Raw genomic sequence first — 18,392 nt, 5'->3', positions numbered from 1 at the left:
GGTATTGTGTATGGAAAAAATAGTATTTTTATTTTATGCTTATATTTATGCCATTATATCACAATATTAACCATTTAAAACATAACCTTTCATTTTAATTTAGATTTTTAGGTTTAAATATATGTTCTTCATCCTTCCAAAAATATTATTGAAGAATCAGCGATTGAAATTTTGCAGTCGCTGGGTTGGGAAACAATAAGAATAAGAAAGCAGTATGAAAAATTAAAATCACAATGACGCATAATTCTCAAATAATAATTTACACCACCGAAACAGGCGAAACCAAATTAGAAGTTCGTTTGGAAAACGAAACCGTTTGGCTTACGCAAAAACTGATGGCAGAACTGTTTCAAACTACGCCACAAAACATAACCATTCACCTCAAAAATATTTTTGAAGAAGGTGAATTGAATGAAGCGGCAACTTGTAAGGATTTCTTACAAGTTGGAAAAGAAGGTGGACGAATGGTGGAACGGAATCAAAAATTCTACAACAATGAAATTGAAAGTGATTTTGACAAGGCAGTTAAGAAACTAAATCCACCAAAAAAGAAAAAGTAATTTGAAACCCATCACCGAAAATATCATTGTAGTGATTGCTGATGAAGCACACAGAACGCAATACGGCTTTGAAGCAAAACTGATTGATGAAAAAGATTATGATATTATCAGGAATACCATTGGAAGATATTATTCTTGATTTACAATCATTTTATTTTCATAGGTCAAAGCAAAATTGAAATGAACTTGGCTTTGCATACCCGCAAATTATAGTAGATACTTTAACAACTCCTTGCACCGTTCATGTATTTCATCCAAATCTTCTATCATAGCAAAAATCTCCGCCTCTTTTTCTTTATGGCTTCTTTTTTTATCATAGTTCAAATCCCCCTCATTCTTTTCTCCATGTGCAAAATAATTCCGAGAACAAATCAGTATTACTAAATATTTTTTATCCTTGTCAGATATTCCACCAAACAACTTTTTGACTTCACTGAACGAGTAGAAATCCATGATGGTTTTAAGCAGGATATCCCCGGCTCTTTTTTGCTGACCATTTTTCGATACAAATTCCTTTGTCTTCTTCAGAGAGCCATCATAGATATGAAAACATATTCTCTCAAATGCAGAAATATACAACAAGAAACAAGCAATGGTTGTTTTTCTGTCCAGAGCTGCTTCCAAAATAGAAGTCGGTTTACCAATCAAAGCATCTAACCTCTCATCAGTTAAATAGCTTTCCTTTCCCAGCTTAGTTTTAACATTATGCGAAGCGGTTTTTATGACCTGACAATAGTCCTTCAAATTGTCTAACTCCTCACAATATTCCTCGAATTTATCCGTAGATAACATCAGTGATTATATTTTCAAGCTGTGCCTTGTTAAATTCTATCCTGTCTCGAATATTACGGTCAAAAATAATTTCCCACCTATCCTTGCCGTTTCCTCTGAATCGAATAATCATTATCGGATCATGTCTTATTCCCTTAATCATCATATCAATTCTTCCATGACTTCCAATGACAAAAGTAGCTCTTGGAATAAGAACAATTTCCTTGTTCTTAATTAAGCTGATATGCAATTGATTGATACCGTATTGTCCTGTCAACTCCTCTGTAATTTTAATCCCCGTCATTTTTGTTGTAATGTTTGGAGCATATTTTTTCAACCAATCCGTTGAAATTGTATCAAACAGGTCATTTACTGCATTTTGCCAATTCTTAATTTCCTCTTTAATATTTACTCTGCTTTCTTCCTCTTTTTTTTTTATGCCATTTAAAATATCATCTAAGGTCTCGTAAAATACTGTCAGTTTACCCTTCCCATGCTGCTCTATTGTCGTTCTCCGACACTCTTCAATTCGATGAGAAAGCAAAACTGCAACTTTCCCAGTTTGCTTGTCCGTTCTAACATCAAAAGCTCCAGGAGTTAAGGCATTACCAGATGAACGCATGTCATACTTTGTGTTGATAAACAATGAGGAGTCCATCACTTCATCCATATTGGCTGCTTCAATTCGTCTAATTGTTATTGTATCTTCATCCAATTCAGCCAAGTCCTTAACTCGATTTTTTTCTGTATCAATTATAAAATGTTTCATTTTGCTTTGGTACTTTTTAATGTTTCATTTGAAAAAACGCTCAAAATTATAAAAATATTATCGTAATAAATGAATCGTTGTAAGATAAGTTTGTATCAGGACAAGACCCTTTTGTATAACTGCAAGACCTTATTTCGGTTTCCATTGACGCGTTTCCGAAAGACCCCAACGCTTCGCAGCACAGCACATTTGCAATTCCACAAATTCCGCACACGGTGTTTATAATCTTATTTAATACCAATATCTCCTGGCTGTGATTCAACAATTTTCAACTTTTCCCTTTCTTCATCTGAACGTTTGATGCCGGTAACACTTACCCAGCCTGCCCGTCCATTATGAAGTATTATGCGATCCATTCCTTCTGACAAAAACCAATGAAAAATATCTTTTCCCCTGTATTGATGAACAATTTTTGTTGCATAAGTATCATAAGTATCCAACATAGACCACGCTACCGGTAAAGTTTTATAGCAGGTGGAGGGAAAGAAATATCTGATGTATCAACTAAACCGGTATCTTGTTAATTATTATTTTAAATGCTACATTATTATTGCGCGGTGTCATCCCGAAAGTCTGACTTGTCGATTATCCCTTGATTAAAGATAGGATAGTTAGTGATAATATAAGTGGCTAAAGCAAAAAACAGCCAATAAATAGGACTTTTAAGCGATGTAGTAAAAATACCATTCACGACTAAACAACCAACAACAGCAATAAAAAATACATATATTTTATTATTCATATCAGAGCTCTTAATTAGTTGAGCTAAGTCTCTTAAAATCCAAAAAATGATCATAAGAAAAAGTATCAAATTATGCAGCCCGAATTCTGTAAATAAAGCTAAATAATCACTATGTGTTCCCCGTGAGCTTTGAGATAATAATTCAGGAGTGAATAAATAAGAGAGTTTTTCTAAATATTCATGATGATATGATGCGTATTGTGCAATGCCAACTCCTAAAAAATAATGGTCAAGGGCTAAAAGTGATGCGCTTCTCCATATATCTAACCTGCCGGAAGACTCTTTCATTTGTTCCCCTTGATATCTTCCCAGAACAGAATACGCTGATGCGGCTTCAATATTTTTATCATATAAATAATAAACACTTAAAGCAATGGTTATGGCAATAAACATGTGGAAAAACCTGTATCTGGTGGTTTTTAAATTAAAATAAAAAAATATTAATGATCCGGTAAATAATCCGACTACTGCTCCCCTTGCACCGGTATTAAAAATAGAGAAGAAAAAGAAAATGATCAACGCTGTTTTAAGTGAAATAATAAATGATCTTTTAAAATTAATATCATTAATTATTTGATATATCAGAATAAAAACCGACATAACTATAGATAAGGCAGTCGTGTTAGGATTTTTGAAGAAGCCGGATTCCCTTGTCAGTGCATCAGCAGTAACAAATAATTGAAAATAAAGTGTATTAATAAATACTGCTGCAACGAAAACAGAAAAAATATTCCGCATATTTTGGTGCGTTATAGGGAGATTTTTTATTGCCACAAAAATAAAATAGGTCTGAAATATTAATAGTGCATCGTTAGTAAGGGAATATAAATTCCCATAACCAAAAGCGTAGTAAATCATTCCCGCCATGAAGCCGTAAACATAAATAAAAAGCAATACTTTATCAAATTTATCAAATCGCAGCCTGGTTTTTGATAAAATAATGCTGACTACTACAAAAAGTGTTAAAATAATGCCCGTCACCCTGTATGGTTTAAAAATGTTTGTGATATCATACATTTTGACCAGAATATGTTCAAAAGGGATTAAAAACACGTAGAGATAAAGGAGGAATTTTAACAGGCGGTTCATTTTTCTGCTGTAATTCAGTTGTAATTTAATATAATACTTTTCAATTTCTTTGCAACATTTGGCCCATAAAATTGATCCGCTGCCTTAAAAGCATTTTTAACAAGCTGCCTGCATCTTTGGGGACTATCCACAAGTCTGTCGAGTGTTTCAACAATCACTTCTTCATCCGGTTGATCAACAATTTCAGCACAATCATATTTTCTGAGAAATTGATTTAAGAAACTTTCTTTAGGGCTATGAGCAAAAATTGGTTTACCCGATATCAAAAAAGGAATAGTACGTGTAGGAAAAATTGTCTGATACTCAACATCGCCATATAATCCACTAAATCCATGTGTTAAGAGCATAATATCATAATACTGTAATTCTGATAATAATTTGTCGTCATCTATAAAACCTTTATAAATCAGATTTTTACTTTTAACTCCTCTTATATTTAACAACCACTTGGGTACAGCGGTATAGATACTAACTTTATAGCTGTTATTTTTTTCGATCGCTTTCAACAATCTGGTTGTAGCCTCAACATTTGATTGATTAAAATTACCTACCAGAACAAGTTTAATATTCTTTTTACTGGTTTCTATAAAGGGCTCTTTATACTTATCAGACAAATATTTATCAAAAGTGTGAAGTAAGGGTTCAAATCTAATCCTTTTGTATTTATTTTCATAATAATTTTTCATTCCCTGGCTTATTACAAACACCACTTTTGATAGGGAGAATACTCGTGGTTGGAGCCATTTTGCAAATTTTGTGGATATAAAACCATTCCTGTTTTCAAGGTAAGTATTGTGAAAATATGTATAAAGGTCTATTTTTTTTTGTTTTGCTACTAAATATGCGGCAAAAAGATAGTATTCGTCAGGAAAAACTGCTAATATTACCCTACAAGATTCTTTTTTAACAATCTTATACATGCGAAAAAGTAAAATTGGGAATAATAGCCAGCGGATTAAGACAAAAAACCTTTTCCCTCTCCCTTTCAAACTTATTGAAGTTGGGCAGTAATAGAATTCAGGCAACCCGCTATCACGAATAATTGGTTTACTTTCTTTTTCTCCAAGCACAACCATTTCATCAGGAGAAAACTGCTTGGCTAATTTCTCAATAATAAATGAAGAGCCTCCTTTATAGGGAAGTATACCCCAGGAAACAAGCAATATTTTTTGGAGTGCCATTATTTGCAATTGATAAAATAAATTCTATTTTTTGTGTAGGGTTAGTAATTCAGGCAATCGGCAATTCTTTTTGCTCCCAAGCCACTACGATCTCTTCAACAATATCATCCAGACTTTTAGTTATATCCCATTCAGGATAATGAGCTTTCATTTTAGATAAATCAGAAATATAGCAAATATGATCCCCTTCCCTGTTTTTTTCAATATACTCATACTTCATTTTTTTACCTGATATATTTTCTGTTAATCTGAATGCTTCTAAAATTGAACAGGAATTGCCTCTGCCTCCGCCTAAATTATAAACTTCTGCTGCTTTGGGGTTACAAATGAAGAGATCAATAAAACGTGCTACATCGTAAGCGTGAATATTGTCTCTTACCTGCTTGCCCTTATACCCATAGATGTTGTAAACTCCACCGCTTACATTTACCTTTACCAGATAACTCAAAAAACCATGCAGTTCAACTCCGGAATGATTGGGGCCTGTAAGGCAGCCACCTCTCAGACAACAAGTATTCATACCAAAATAGCGGCCGTATTCCTGAACCATTATGTCAGCAGCCGCTTTGGAAGCGCCGAATAAAGAATGCTTGGATTGATCTATCGTAAAATCCTCTTTTATACCATTGTAATATGCTCTGTCAGCATAATCCCAACGGGTTTCTAATTCCTTCAAGTTCAGTTTGTTGGGAGCATCACCATATACCTTATTGGTTGACATAAAAACGAAAATCACTTCCGGGGTGTGTCTTCTGGCAGCTTCCAGGAGATTGAGCGTACCAACAGCATTCACATCGAAATCGTCAAAGGGCCTGCCGGCAGCCAGGTCATGGCTTGGCTGCGCAGCAGTATGCACGATTACATCTGGCTTTAAAGTATCTATCAGTTTTAAAATATCATTGCGGCTTCTGATATCTATTTCATGATGTTTGAAGTTCCGGCAGGTTTCTTCCAACCGGCGCTGATTCCATCTTGTGTCCCCTTTCTCACCAAAAAAATCGGCACGCATGTTGTTGTCTAGTCCATGAATCACCCACCCAAGTTTGTCAAAATAAGTGACTACTTCAGAACCTATTAATCCGCTTGAGCCGGTTACTAATAATTTTTTCACTATGAATTTTTGCTAAAATCACAACAACTTTTTATGTAGTGAATTCAATAAATCTTCAATTATTCTTTGAGTTCTTATTTTTCTTCCCAGATGTGTATGATGGTGAACAGTGTCAAAAAATAAGGTGTCGTCAAATACATACCTTTCAGGAACACAAATTAGAGGTACATGAAATTCGCTTTTTAATTGATTATAAATTGTTTCTGCTATTTCCTTTTTGTAGGCTGATTTTGCAACAGATGGAAATAAAAAAAATGCTTTTGCATTATGATTTTTTACAAAATTACTAAAATTATTTGTAAGAATAATAAATTCACTATTAACCTTATAATTCTTTTCAAATCTATTCATCCCTGTCCCCGCTAATTTCTTTCTTCTTTCAAGCTGTAAATGACTTGTAACATCTCCATATTGATTAAAAGCCTTACGATAATACACATCCCCTTTTCCAAAAAATCCTTTTCTCTTTTTTTTAATTTGCCTTATTAGTATCCTTTTAAATTTATTTTGTAATACCATTACAAATGATATTACAACTTCTGAATATATTTTAGGTTTATCAAGATATGTTATTGCACGTGGAAATACTTCAATAGCATCATAAAATGCGCCCCTATAAAATGGATAATCAAAAAGTAAATATTCAGGTATGATCAATATAATGTCTTCGCTATGTATGTACTCTTTTATTTCATTTAGCATATAATCATATCCTAAGCTGCCTTGTACGCCCATATTTACCACAGGCATATCAAATTTTTTTTCAATAGTTCTGCTATCTATGCCAAAAGCAATATTAGAACCTCCTATAATAATAATTTTTGGGGATTTTAGCGTTTTAATATAATTGTGCTTGTCAATTAAGCTAGCTGTATATATTTCTTTATCAGGAGCCACTCCAAAGAAAATACAACTGCACAATACTGATATTATACAAGTAAATGCAGCTAATTTTATAAATAAATTTCTTCCCATCTGTTAGTTTTAAAATTGAAAATATATAAATGCTTGTTTACCGAATTTGCCAAAAAGGATTATTGTCATTACCAGGAATGTGTAAATTCCCCATCTCAGTAATACAGGCTTATTTGACAATCTTAACCTTATATTGGGTTTATTTTCCTGAACTATGTGAATAACTTCCATTAATAATATTGCAGCAATAGAAATTAAAAAATCCAATCTTCCAAACGACAGCATTGCTTGATTAAATAAAGAAAAAGAAATCTTTGTTTGGGCAATATTACTAATTATAATAAGAGCATCACTAAGAGAATTTGACCTGAAAAATATCCAGGCAAACATTACTAAATTAAAAGTAATAAAAATACTTATGAGCCTGTTTAGCGCTGGTATTCTATCCAGACCAATAAAGGAAGTAAATGTGTTTCTAACCTTTAGGGTCATTAAACTAAAAACAAGATAAAAGCCATGCAATCCTCCCCAAATTAAAAATGTCCAATTTGCCCCGTGCCACAGGCCACTGACCAGAAATACGACTATTAAGTTATAGTACCAGCGCCATTTAACAACCCGATTACCTCCAAGCTGGATATAAAAATAATCCCGAAACCAGGTTGAGAGAGAAATATGCCATCTTTTCCAAAACTCACCAATAGATTGAGAAAAATATGGCCTTCGGAAATTTTCCATTAACTTATAGCCCATTATTAAAGCAGCGCCAATAGCAATATCAGAATATCCAGAGAAATCACAATAGATCTGAAAACCAAAAAAATAAGTGGCTAATAATGTTGTTATACCATCAGATGCTTCAGGATTATTATAAACTGTATCTACAAACCGGGCTATACTGTCAGCAATGACCAGCTTTTTAAAAAATCCCCATAGCATCAATAATAAACCGCTTTTTACCCTATCATAATCAAAGTCAAATTTTTGGAAAAACTGAGGTAATAATCTTTGTGAACGTTCAATAGGCCCGGCAACTAATTGAGGGAAAAATGAAACGTATAAAGCAAATATTCCTAAATTTGTTTGTGGTTCTGCTTTGCCATTATAAATATCAATTGTATAGCTCAACGTTTGGAATGTATAGAAGGATATCCCGACAGGTAACAGCACATTAAATAGGGGTACATTATAAAAAATATTAAAATAATCAAAAACCTGTTGTACATTTTCACTAAAAAAATTAAAATATTTGAATCCAAATAATAGTCCTAAATTTGTTAATAAACTTACATATAAATATTTTCTTCGTTTATGTTTCTCTTTGATCTTTCCCATCTGAATACCTGCATAAAAGTCAATTAATGTAGAGATTATTATTAAAATTATATATTCAACTTTCCAACACATATAAAAGTAATAGCTTGCTATTAATAATAGCAGCCAACGCCATTTATAAGGAATTGAAAAGTAAATTATGATGACTGCTGGAAGAAAGATTAGAAATTGTAAGGAGTTAAACAACATAGTTAGGGGAGATTTATTTTAACATATTAGTTTTTGAATTTAATATACTGACCTTCGCCTAATTGAAGAACATCGTCCAAATTCTGTATATTTATATTCATTTCTACTTCACTCTTTTTAAATACCCATCAGGCGCAACAGTAATTAACAATTTGTTTTCGATATTCTTATCAATAACAAATTTATCATTATAAATAATTGAGCAGGAATTATCTCTGCCTCCTCCTAAATTATAAACTAAAATTTACTAGAAACGACAACAGCAGGACGAACTTTTTATACAGCTATATCTGAGAAAGGGAATTTTACAAATAAATTATATGTTTTATTCTTTTTAATATTCTCAATCCAATTACCAGGTATTTGATAATAAGCGTTTTAAAATAGGATCTATACACGGGTTTTTTATTTATAAAATTTGAGAGCAAAAGGCTGGCTTCATATATGTTTGAAAAATAATCTATTGTATCTAAGGTAATGGTTTTTGGGAAATAATTAAATCCAGATATGGGTTTGTTTATAGAGTTAATAACATATTTATTTTTTTTGATTATTTTTTCACAATATTCTGTTAAGCCATTGATCTTTGCAACATTTTTGGTAGCATTGATAGTTTTCTGATAAGAAATCTTATCAGGTTTTAATAACGCTTCTTCAACTGATTTTTTTAGAACCATTTTAATATCTGGGGTTGGGATTTTTGGGTTTTGTTCATTTGCTTGCAATAATGTTTCTGCTATCACCATTGCCCAAGTATCGACTTCTTTAATATTTGGATGAAATGGCATATTATTTTCAGAAAAAAATTTTTTAACAGAGGCTGACTTTTCTTTATCATTTCTAAAGTAATTGGACATGGAGCTACTATGGTGAGAAATCCCGCAAATCGCAAATGGGTAATGACAAAAAATATATTTATCAACTTCTCCGGCAAGTATCATCCCTGCATAACAGTCTGGGATAGAAGAATGAAAAAAAGTAGTGTCTCTTTGTTTAATTTTATTTATAATATCCATACTTGCAATTCCGCCATGATATAGTATTGGAATACATTTTCCCATGCGGAAACCTGGTAAGGTAATTTCAAGTTTTTTAGCGGTATGGTTCAATGCTTTTTGAGAGTCAATAAAAAAATAACTTTTTAGCAATCTGGCGTACAGAACCCCTCGTCTATGTTCCATAGAAGATTTTGGCCAATGATAAACAGTAGGATCACATTTAATTACGTCAATATGATGTTTTTTAATAATATATGCAATATTGATCAAAGTATCTGGTACTAATCCATCATCATCCCCGATGAATGTTACGTATCCACTCTCAATATGGTCTAGTGCAAACTCCCAGTTATGGGTCATTGAAAAGCGTTTGGGGGTTTTCAAATAGATAATTTTAGGATTATTGAAATTATGGACAATTTCTGCAGTATTATCTGTGCTGCAATTATCACTTACCCAGATCTTGTAATTATTGTAATTCTGATTTAAACAGGTTTTTATCGTCCAATAAAGTGTATCAGCTCTTTCGCGGGTGGGTATGATTATATTGATTAAAGGCATAATAGTATAATTATTTAAGGAGTTTATTTTATTCTTTTTAAATATCCATCAGGCGCAACAGTAATCAACAATTTGTTTTCGATATTCTTATCAATAACAAATTTATCATTATTTTTCAAAAATTCCCACACTGCGGTTTTAGGGTTGTTTCCCTTTCCCCAATTTTTGTTTGAGAAGAAATCTTCAGGCATATCTTCTATTGCTGTATCAAAAACAACTACATAACTATTTTGTGAAACAAACTTTGAATACGACACTAACTCCTTTAATACATGATCGTGTGTATGATCAGAATCTAATGATACCAAAACTTTTTGATTTTTTTCAACAATGTTTTCTACTTGATTCAAAACATTTTCGGAGGTGGAAGGGCCCTCTATAAGTTTAATTCTTTTAAACATCGGATGATTTTCAATCACTTCCCGATTATGATCGCGGATATCTATATCAATGCCTACAATTTCACCCTTACCAATCATCTCAAGCAAGGACGCATAAAAAATTAATGAACCTCCATGTGCTATTCCTGTCTCTATGATTAAGTCTGGCTTTACTTCCCAAATAATTTCCTGCATGGCAATCATATCTTGAGGTACTTGAATAATTGGCACTCCCATCCAGGTGAAATTATAAGTATAATTATATTTGGAAGTATTTTTTAAAAAATCAATACCTGCCTTTTTAAGAACAATATCTTTAGACAGATTTTCAATATTATTCAATTTCTTTCTTTCAAATTCCTTCAATTCTTCCATAACTATTTGATTATACATACAAATATTACATTACAATCTTCCGGTCTTTCTTTGCCAATTTCATAACATGCTCTACAAAATTCCGATTTCCAATCTACGTTATCAACACCCTGCCTACCCCATCCATGACCTGCATTCCATAATCCATTCTTCAAAATCCAGTCCATTTGCGGTGTTGAAAACATTTTATAAAAAATCCCACCTGTTTTTTTAATTTTTAAGCCTGCAGCTAAAATATCTTCACTTAAGGTTTCCAAAGTGTACGATCTTCTGTGGCCTGCTATATTTATATCCCAAGGTGAGAGTTCATCACAAGTTTTAAGCGTGCCCATCTTTACTGCAATTTTTCTGTTTATGGCATTTGCATTTGGAACGTGAACAATTAATACACCATCATCTTTCATAAATGTTGCAGCTTTTTTTAACAACCCAACCGGGTCAATAACATGTTCAAGGATATCGAGCATAAAAACAGAGTCAAATTTTTCATTCAATTCCAGTTCTTCAATAAGGCACTCATGGAACCCGGCATCAGGCACACGTTTTTTAGCTTCTTTTAAATGAATGCCTGAAGCATCAACACCAACAATTCTGTCGAATTTTTTTGCAAACATCTTTGTCATTAAACCATCTCCGCAGGGCATATCTAATAAACTCGTCCCTTGCGAGTTCTCCATGCAAGATTCTACTTTATATTTGGCTAAATAATAATTATATTCGTTATGATATTTAGTTCTTGACCATGGATATTGCTCTTGTCTTTCTTTTTCTGTTGTATTTTTTTCCATAGTATTAGTTATTTGTGTAAGTGAGGATTATATCATTAAGTCCTTTAGAAAGAGAAATTCCTGGCTTCCATTGAATTTCTTTTAAGACTTTAGCCATATCAACAACAAAATTATCATTTTTAACGTGAATATGATGAATGCCTATTTTACTTTTAGAATCCAATTGATTTATAATTAAACTCGCTAAATCTTTTGTTGTAACCAGTTGACCGCTTCCAATGTTCAATTCACCTTTATATCCCTTTTTTAAAACAGATAAAATACATGAAATCAAGTCATTAATATTAAGCAAGTCTATTTTAGGATAACCGTTGAAATATTTATGGACAGTTATAAGTAAATCATTTTTTGCTTTATGAATAAAATCATATAAAAATCTCGGTTTTTTGCTGCCCGGGCCATAAACATTATTAATTCGGATCACTGTTGCTCTTAAATTAAACTTTTTTTGATAATGATTAATTAATGATTCACAAAGAAACTTAGTTTCTCCATTTATTCCATTCGGAAAAGGAGTACGGTTTTCTTTTACTATTAGATCATTGTTTTTATATGAACCATAAATATCCATGCTGGACAGATAAACCAACCAGCAATTATTTTCTACACAAATATCCAACATATTCTTTATCATTACCATTGATTCTCCAATAGAATTGTTGGTATTGACGATCCTTGGATTAGCTAAATGTATCAAACAATCTATGTGCTCTTCTTTTACTTTTAAATCTAATTCTACTAAATCATTAATGATATCAATTTCCTGACTGGATGGATCAAATATTTTATACTTACCTTTTAATTGGGCAATTAAATTAGAACCAATATAACCCGTTCCCCCTGTAACTAAAATTTTGTCTATTCTGTTTTTCTTGATCTTTTTAGAATTATTATTTTCTATTGCATTACGGACAACATTAATGACCTGAATCTTTATTTGGGTTTCGTTGGTAGCTTTAACAACTTGTCTAATTGCTTCATTAAAGGGAATTTTATACCATTTTGAAATTACACCTATAGCAATAGCATTGCTTCTTGACATTCCATAATCGCAGCAAATAATGATTTTCTTATTTAATTCTAAATATGCTAATGCCGCATCAATTTTATTATTTATTAAATCTGGAGAATTACCACGTTTATCAACCAAGTCTCTAACATCAATAATCTCTGCATCAGTCTTGTCTGTTTCTCCATAAGGGCCTGTACCAATCTCATCTGTAATCCATCTAATCATTCTTATTTTACTTTACCAGGAACATATTCTTGAGTAAAACTCCTTAAATAATATCCTTTTTTAATATTGCGATAACAACTATCATCGTATTTATTATGAATCAAATATTGTAAATAAACATCTATTTCATTCACCCCCGCCAGAGTGCGTAAATAGGTAGAAGCAGAAAACCGGGGATTAATTTCAAATGGTATAAATTTTCCATCTTTTACTCTGCCCTGAATATTAATAGGTCCCCTACTGCCAATAGATACAGCTATTTTTTCCGCTGTTTTTCTGTATTGAGGGAAGTCATCAATTAATCCCTGGCTATACCCACTGGAAATAAGCCCTAAATTACTTTTATGAGCTATTGATAATTTAGTGTTAAAAATACGTTTCATAGCTATGGAACCGACTATCGTCTTATCCGGTAATGACAAAACACCAATGGTAAATTCACCCTCATCAAGGGATATATATTCCTGAAGTATGATTGATCTTTTATTACGTTTTAATATTTCAACCATTACCGAGCACTCCTTTTTATCGGCTGCTAAAAATACCGAATCACTTCCACCTGTTCCAACTGATGGTTTAATAATGCATGGGAAAGGTATTTGGTCTAAATCTTTTTCTGTTTTATATTCTATCGTTTCAGGAATCGCAAATCCAAACTGCTTTAGTTTTACAAAAGTTTCTTTTTTTATTGAAAATGTTTTTACTACGTAAGGAGAATTAGAAACCAGGGTAATTTTCTCTTCTTTAAGAATATCTTCTTCCTCAACAAGCAATGTCATAGGAAGCTCTCCGCCAGGGATAATGTAAAATATTTTATGCTTTTTACAAATATTTAGAATTGATTCAATGTAATTTTTATCATTTGCTAGAAATGTTTGCTGAAATAAATTCATAAAATGCCCATAAGCTAATGGGGAAATATCACAGCCAAAAATTTGATAACGATTGGCTAAAGCTAAACATTTAGCTATTTCAGTCCCTAAAGATGCACCTCCAATTCCGGCAATTAATATTTCATGTTTCTGCAAAACCGATTATTTAGAAAAAACAAAACTTTTTACCTGTTCCACTACACGCTGCACATTGTCACTGCTTGTATCATAGCAACTCGGCAGATCAACGCCTCTATCATAAATACTGTAAGAAACAGATTTCTCTTTTTTTAATCACCAATTCATCTGCCCTTTCTATTTGTGCATAGCCCATGGCAGCTTGCAAGTTAGACATTTTATATTTATAGCCTTATTGTGCCATCCAAAAGGTCTTATTAATTTTAGGATCTTGTCCATGATTGTTAAGAATTGCTGCTTTTTCATAAAGTTCATCATTATTTGTAATTTGCAAATGAAGTTTCAAATATTTCAATTTGTGTCATAATGTTCATTAAATTGTACTATATTTTCAATCACATAATCTACCTCTTCTTCGGTAATATCTGAAAATAAAGGCAGCGTCATAATTTTTTTATATACTTTGTTAGCAATTGGGGTGTCATCTTGAAATGTTTTAAAAAGTGGATGCTGATTTAAAGGAGTATAATGCAATCCTGTTGCAATATCCTTGTTTTTTAAATACATCATAAGAGCATCCCGCTTATCACTTCTTAAACCAAATATATGGTAAGATGAGTTTTTGCTAAGATCATAGGGTAATAAAGGAGTGAGATAATTTATATTTTTTAGCCCCTCAACATAGCGTTTTATCGCTTTGAGACGATTGGCATTCATCAAATCAATCTTGTTTAATTGAACCAGACCGATAGATGCACATAGATCGTTCATATTGTATTTGTATCCAAGCAGCGCAATTTCATAATACCAGTGGCGGGCGTCTAAATCTTTGCCGGTGTATTTTGCACTTCTTTTCCAGGTATCCTTATCAATTCCAATCCATCGCATTGCATACAAAGGCTTAAGGAGTTTTTCATCATTTGAACAGATCATACCGCCATCTCCGGTAGTCATGCTTTTTTTTTCTTCAAAAGAAAAACATCCGATATGTCCCCATGTACCCAATTTTTTACCCAAAAATTCGCCACCGGCGCAATGAGCACAATCCTCAATTACTACTAAATTTTTTCGATCTGCAAACTCCATAATTTTATCCATTGGTAAGGGATGCCCACCCATGTGAACAGCCATTATAGCAACACAGTCTTCGGTTGTTTTTCTTTCTAAATCTTCTAAATCCAAACCCAGGGTATTCTCATCAATATCCACAAACACAGGCTCCAACCCATTATAAAGTGCAGCAGATGCAGTAGAAATAAAGGTTATTACAGGAACCAGTACCTTGGAACCTTTAGGAAAGTTAAATGCTGCCAATGCCAGGTGCAAAGCTGCTGTTCCGGAATTAACAGCTACAGAGGTAACGCAATTAATATATTTTGACCATTTTTTTTCAAATTCTCCGACCTTAGGTCCCAAACCCAGCCAGGATCTATCAAACACTTCCTTTATTGCATTGATTTCGTCTTGACCAATACTTGGTTTAAACAATCTGATTTTCATATTATATTTTAATTTTTTGCCAGCCTCTCAAAATCCTGATAATTTTTATCTTTTTCAGACAAAATAGGATCATTTGTAGGCCATTTAATGGAAAACTCAGGATCATTCCATCTTATTGCTCTTTCATTTTCAGGACTGTAAAAATTTGATACCTGGTAAGCAACTTCACAATTATCTTCAAGCGTAATAAAGCCATGAGCAAAACCTTCCGGCACATACAGCATTTTTAAATTATTTTCTGATAATTCAACACATTCATATTGACAATAGGTTTCGGATCGGGGTCTAATATCTATTATTACATCCCATATTTTTCCTTTGATACAACGCACCAATTTTACCTCCTGGAAGTCATTTATCTGATAATGCATGCCCCTTAGCGTATGTTTATGTAGAGATATTGAAAGATTACTCTGAACCATATTATAATTCAATCCGTGTTGCTTGAATTCATTGGCACAAAAAGTTCTTGCAAAGTTACCTCTCTCATCAGTATGAGGTTCTATTTCAATAATATAAGCGCCTTTTAATTCTGTTTCAATAAATTGCATGATAAAAGTCTAATGCCAAACTAACCGTTGTGTTTTAGCATCATTTACATATTGGTCTAAATCATCCACGGTACAAATCCTTTTTGATGTTATATATTCATTATACCAATCAACAGTTTTTTTAATGGTTTTATTAAGATCCCATACAGACGCCCATTTAAGATCATTAGCTGCTCTTGAGCTGTCAAGTCTGAGAAAATCAGCTTCATGGAACACATCCTGTTCTTTGGCGCTGGTTTTAAATTCAACTTTATCCCAATATTGTTGTATAAGTTTAACTACATTTTGCACTTCAACACGGGTCTTATCATCAGGGCCAAAATTCCATGCTGAAGCAAACACTTCCTTACCTTCCAGAAGTTTTTGTCCTAATAACAAATAACCTGATAATGGCTCCAGCACATGCTGCCAGGGACGAACTGAACCGGGATTTCTGATTTTAACTTTCTCTTTTTTAATAACTGCTCTGGCAATATCAGGGATCAGGCGGTCATTAGCCCAATCTCCACCTCCTATTACATTACCGGCTCTTGCAGTAGCTATCAAAATTTCGTGGATAGAGTTATTTAAAAATGAATTCCTGTAAGAAGACGTTAATATTTCAGAACAAGCTTTGGATGAACTGTAAGGGTCGAAACCTCCGAGATTATCCGTTTCCTTATATCCTAAATCCTGTTCTTTATTTTCATAAACTTTATCAGTTGTTACATTGACTATCGCTTTTACCGACTGACAATTCCTGGCTGCTTCAAGCAAATTTAAAGTGCCCATGACATTGGTTTCGTATGTTAAAACCGGATTTTTATATGATTCTATAACCAATGACTGAGCAGCTAAGTGAAATATTATATCGGGTTTATATGTAATAATCGTTTTTTTTAACATGTCCATATCTCTTATATCAGCAAATATGTTTTCTATATCAAGTTTCAGGTCAAAAAAATGATCTGTATTAGGGTATTCTCTTAAAGAATATCCAATAATATGTGCGCCTAATTTTTTTAGCCATAATGAAAGCCAGGAACCTTTAAATCCGGTATGGCCTGTTATCAGTACGGTCTTATTTTTATATATTCCATTGAAAAGTTTTATACTCATTAATATTATAGTTTTTTTAACCACTAATTTCACGAATTACCTGCCCGCCAAGGGCCTATGGCAGGCGGGCACTAAGATAATTAGTGAAATTAGTGCCTGCACGCCATAGTACGGGCTGACACAAGTTTCGGCACGCAGGCGTGTAATTCGTGGTTTCATTTTCTTCTTTCATTTCCATATTTTCCATTTGGCGTTACCGGTTTCCCACAATTGCTCCAATTCAATTTTATCTCTGATTGCATCCATACACTTCCAGAAGCCTGTATGCTTAAATGCTGCCAGTTGTCCCTCTCTTGTCAAATCTTCAAGCGGTTGCTGTTCCCACATCACAGAATCGGCATCATCTTTGAGATATTTGAAAACATCTGGTTTTAAAACAAAAAATCCACCATTGATCCATGAACCGCTTTGTTTTGGTTTTTCCTTAAAACTATGTACCACGTTATTTCCTTCAGTATCTAATATTCCATACCTGTCAATGATCTGTGTAGTTGTTATAGTAGCAATTTTACCATGAGAAAAATGAAATTTTACTAAATCCTTAATGTTAATATCAGAAAGGCCATCACCATAAGTGAGCATAAAATCTTCCTCTCCAATATGACTTTGTACCCTTTTCAAACGTCCGGCAGTTTTAGTATGTAATCCGGTATCAAGAAGAGTAATTTTAAATGATTCAGTATCTGTTTGATGTATTTCTACCTTATTGTTTTTTAAATTAATTGTAACATCAGAATTATGCATAAAATAATTCATAAAATATTCCTTGATCATATAACCTTTATATCCAAGGCATATAATAAAATCATTATGCCCATAAAATTCATAGAGTTTCATGATATGCCATAAAATTGGTTTTTCACCGATCTCAATCATAGGCTTGGGTCTGAAGTGAGATTCTTCAGAAATTCTTGTGCCTATTCCTCCTGCAAATATTACTACTTTCATTTTTTTCAATTGTTACTATATTAATACATTTTTTTGTTTTTTAATTCTTTAATATCTTTAATCAAATTATATGAGTTGGTAAATATATGAAGATATGATCTATATATCATATAAAAAGGTTTTCTGATCTTAGGAATAAAAACAGGAGGTAAAATTATTAGACTAAAATAGGATATTAATGTAGAAAAAGCCGCTCCCTTGATTCCATACATAGGTATTAGCAAAAGGTTTAATGAAATATTTATAGAAACTCCAATTAGATGTGGCAAAAATACATATTTTTG

The 18,392-nt window shown here is 32.7% G+C and carries 19 protein-coding genes and 2 pseudogenes; 1 reads left to right on the top strand and 20 read right to left on the bottom strand.

Annotation, left to right across the window (positions count from 1 at the left end; genetic code table 11):
• The first annotated feature begins 233 nt into the window (after positions 1-233).
• A pseudogene (locus FVQ77_05395) lies at positions 234-494 on the top strand (hydroxyacid dehydrogenase).
• 273 nt (positions 495-767) lie between these two features.
• On the opposite strand, the gene FVQ77_05390 reads toward FVQ77_05395, so the two are convergent.
• The 20 genes and pseudogenes from FVQ77_05390 to FVQ77_05295 form a co-directional block, all read right to left on the bottom strand.
• Complete coding sequence (locus FVQ77_05390) at positions 768-1,352, bottom strand: hypothetical protein (GenBank protein ID MBW8049765.1); 585 nt, start codon at positions 1,350-1,352, stop codon at positions 768-770.
• Complete coding sequence (locus FVQ77_05385) at positions 1,336-2,100, bottom strand: hypothetical protein (GenBank protein MBW8049764.1); 765 nt, start codon at positions 2,098-2,100, stop codon at positions 1,336-1,338. Before FVQ77_05385 ends, FVQ77_05390 begins: the two co-directional genes overlap by 17 nt.
• 227 nt (positions 2,101-2,327) lie before the next feature.
• Complete coding sequence (locus FVQ77_05380; protein ID MBW8049763.1) at positions 2,328-2,543, bottom strand: hypothetical protein; 216 nt, start codon at positions 2,541-2,543, stop codon at positions 2,328-2,330.
• Between the two features lie 104 nt (positions 2,544-2,647).
• Positions 2,648-3,931, bottom strand: coding sequence for an O-antigen ligase family protein (locus FVQ77_05375; GenBank protein ID MBW8049762.1), 1,284 nt, complete (start codon positions 3,929-3,931; stop codon positions 2,648-2,650).
• A gap of 14 nt (positions 3,932-3,945) precedes the next feature.
• Positions 3,946-5,112: a glycosyltransferase family 4 protein gene (locus FVQ77_05370; GenBank protein ID MBW8049761.1), complete on the bottom strand. Its 1,167-nt coding sequence runs from the start codon at positions 5,110-5,112 to the stop codon at positions 3,946-3,948.
• Positions 5,113-5,161: 49 nt separating this feature from the next.
• Positions 5,162-6,223, bottom strand: coding sequence for an NAD-dependent epimerase/dehydratase family protein (locus tag FVQ77_05365; protein ID MBW8049760.1), 1,062 nt, complete (start codon positions 6,221-6,223; stop codon positions 5,162-5,164).
• Between the two features lie 18 nt (positions 6,224-6,241).
• Positions 6,242-7,198, bottom strand: a complete 957-nt coding sequence (locus FVQ77_05360; protein MBW8049759.1) for a hypothetical protein — start codon at positions 7,196-7,198, stop codon at positions 6,242-6,244.
• Between the two features lie 9 nt (positions 7,199-7,207).
• Entirely contained in the window at positions 7,208-8,662 is a 1,455-nt protein-coding gene (locus FVQ77_05355; GenBank protein ID MBW8049758.1) for an MBOAT family protein, read from the bottom strand.
• 103 nt (positions 8,663-8,765) lie between these two features.
• Positions 8,766-8,852 (bottom strand): annotated as a pseudogene (locus FVQ77_05350) (cephalosporin hydroxylase).
• Positions 8,853-8,967: 115 nt separating this feature from the next.
• Positions 8,968-10,221 (bottom strand): glycosyltransferase family 2 protein, encoded by a 1,254-nt coding sequence (locus tag FVQ77_05345; GenBank protein MBW8049757.1) that lies wholly within the window; start codon positions 10,219-10,221, stop codon positions 8,968-8,970.
• A 23-nt stretch (positions 10,222-10,244) separates the two neighbouring features.
• The gene (locus FVQ77_05340) at positions 10,245-10,976 is read right to left on the bottom strand and encodes a cephalosporin hydroxylase (protein MBW8049756.1); all 732 of its coding nucleotides are present in this window, start codon (positions 10,974-10,976) and stop codon (positions 10,245-10,247) included.
• 2 nt (positions 10,977-10,978) lie between these two features.
• Complete coding sequence (locus FVQ77_05335; protein MBW8049755.1) at positions 10,979-11,764, bottom strand: class I SAM-dependent methyltransferase; 786 nt, start codon at positions 11,762-11,764, stop codon at positions 10,979-10,981.
• Positions 11,765-11,768: 4 nt separating this feature from the next.
• The gene (locus FVQ77_05330; protein MBW8049754.1) at positions 11,769-13,001 is read right to left on the bottom strand and encodes an NAD-dependent epimerase/dehydratase family protein; all 1,233 of its coding nucleotides are present in this window, start codon (positions 12,999-13,001) and stop codon (positions 11,769-11,771) included.
• 2 nt (positions 13,002-13,003) lie between these two features.
• Positions 13,004-14,029: an ATP-grasp domain-containing protein gene (locus FVQ77_05325; GenBank protein ID MBW8049753.1), complete on the bottom strand. Its 1,026-nt coding sequence runs from the start codon at positions 14,027-14,029 to the stop codon at positions 13,004-13,006.
• Positions 14,030-14,129: 100 nt separating this feature from the next.
• The gene (locus tag FVQ77_05320; GenBank protein MBW8049752.1) at positions 14,130-14,228 is read right to left on the bottom strand and encodes a hypothetical protein; all 99 of its coding nucleotides are present in this window, start codon (positions 14,226-14,228) and stop codon (positions 14,130-14,132) included.
• Between the two features lie 134 nt (positions 14,229-14,362).
• On the bottom strand, positions 14,363-15,511 hold the full coding sequence (locus FVQ77_05315) for a DegT/DnrJ/EryC1/StrS family aminotransferase (protein ID MBW8049751.1): 1,149 nt from the start codon (positions 15,509-15,511) through the stop codon (positions 14,363-14,365).
• An 8-nt stretch (positions 15,512-15,519) separates the two neighbouring features.
• Complete coding sequence (gene rfbC / locus FVQ77_05310; protein ID MBW8049750.1) at positions 15,520-16,062, bottom strand: dTDP-4-dehydrorhamnose 3,5-epimerase; 543 nt, start codon at positions 16,060-16,062, stop codon at positions 15,520-15,522.
• Positions 16,063-16,071: 9 nt separating this feature from the next.
• On the bottom strand, positions 16,072-17,160 hold the full coding sequence (gene rfbG, locus FVQ77_05305; GenBank protein ID MBW8049749.1) for a CDP-glucose 4,6-dehydratase: 1,089 nt from the start codon (positions 17,158-17,160) through the stop codon (positions 16,072-16,074).
• A gap of 168 nt (positions 17,161-17,328) precedes the next feature.
• On the bottom strand, positions 17,329-18,108 hold the full coding sequence (gene rfbF, locus FVQ77_05300; GenBank protein ID MBW8049748.1) for a glucose-1-phosphate cytidylyltransferase: 780 nt from the start codon (positions 18,106-18,108) through the stop codon (positions 17,329-17,331).
• A gap of 20 nt (positions 18,109-18,128) precedes the next feature.
• Positions 18,129-18,392 (bottom strand): hypothetical protein (locus FVQ77_05295; GenBank protein MBW8049747.1); only part of this gene is annotated, 264 nt, incomplete at its 5' end.

It is taken from the genome of Cytophagales bacterium (genome assembly GCA_019456305.1).
Taxonomy (GTDB): Bacteria; Bacteroidota; Bacteroidia; order Cytophagales; family VRUD01; genus VRUD01.
The sequence above is the reverse complement of the archived record's forward strand: the minus strand, read 5'-3'. Positions and strand labels throughout refer to the sequence as shown.